Source organism: Rhodoferax sp. UBA5149, from assembly GCF_002413825.1.
Taxonomy (GTDB): Bacteria; Pseudomonadota; Gammaproteobacteria; order Burkholderiales; family Burkholderiaceae_C; genus Rhodoferax.
Map to the genome: position 1 here is coordinate 13,350 of NZ_DHXT01000205.1, position 1,204 is coordinate 14,553.

At 66.9% G+C, this 1,204-nt stretch carries 2 protein-coding genes; both read right to left on the reverse strand.

All coding sequences use genetic code 11. From position 1 onward, the window contains the following. Window positions 1-881, reverse strand: an 881-nt coding sequence (locus B3V69_RS18275; RefSeq protein ID WP_296448533.1) for an ABC transporter permease, incomplete at its 3' end; no start/stop codon positions are given. Further along, the coding region (locus B3V69_RS18280; RefSeq protein ID WP_296448534.1) for an ATP-binding cassette domain-containing protein at window positions 881-1,204 on the reverse strand (324 nt) is incomplete at its 5' end. The genes B3V69_RS18275 and B3V69_RS18280, both read right to left, overlap by 1 nt.

The following is a 1,204-nucleotide window of genomic DNA, read 5'->3' on the forward strand; positions in this document are numbered from 1 at the left end:
ATGATGCCGATGCCGCCCACCAGCAGGCTCACGGCCGCCACCGCGCCCAGCAGCATGGTCATGACCTTGGTGGTGCCCGACAGGGCCTCGGCCAGCTGCTTGGTGTCCAGCACGTTGAAGTTGTCCTCGTCGGTCGTGGCCAGCTTGCGGCGCTCGCGCAGCAGCTGGGTGATGCCGGCCTTGACGCGGGTGGCGTCGCTGCCGTCCATCATGGACACCAGCAAGGTGTTGACGCGGGTGTTGCCCGTGATGCGGCGCTGCAGTGTCTTGATGGGCACCAGCACCACATCATCCTGGTCGTTGCCGAAGCTGCCCTGGCCTTTGGACGTCAGCACGCCGACGATCTCGCACGAGATCTGTTTCACGCGCAGTTGCTCGCCCACGGCGGGTCGGGTGCCGTAGAGTTCGCGCCGCACGGTTTCACCAATCAGGCAGACGGCGGCGCCGGCGCGCAGTTCATCGGCAGAGAAGATCCGGCCGTCGCCGACCTTCCAGTTGCCGGTCTGCAGCCAGGCGTTGCTGCTGCCGATGATGCTGCTGGTCCAGTTGCGGCCGTTGGCCACCAGGGTGGCGCCGGTACGCGCCTCGGGCGCCACCGCCGCGATGCCGCCAATCTGGGTGGCAATGGCGTCGGCGTCGAGGTCCTTGAACGACGGCGCGCCGCCGCTGCCGCCGCCCATGCGCTGACCGGGGCGTACTTGCAGCAGGTTGGTGCCCAGGCCCGAAATCTGGTTCTGCACCGCCAGCGTGGCGCCGTTGCCCAAGGTGACCATGGTGATGACGGCGCTGACGCCGATCACGATCCCCAGGATGGTCAGAAAAGAACGCATCAGGTTGCGCCGGATCGAGCGCAGCGCGAGCAGCAGGGTGTTGAGCAGCATCAGGCGGTCTCAACAGTCTTGGGTGCGTCCGTTGCAGCCGGCGGGGGCGGCGCTTGCAGTCCAGCCGGGTGCGGATTGAGCGTATCGCTTTCCACCACGCCATCGACAAAATGCACGATGCGTTTGGCGTAGGCCGCCATGTCAGCCTCGTGCGTCACCATCAACACGGTGATGCCGTGGTTGACGTTGAGGCCCCACAGCAGTTCCATGATCTCGCGGCTGCGCTGGGTGTCCAGGTTGCCGGTGGGCTCATCCGCCAGCAAGACGGCCGGCTCGGTGACGATGGCGCGTGCAATGGCGACGCGCTGCTGCTGTCCGCCCGA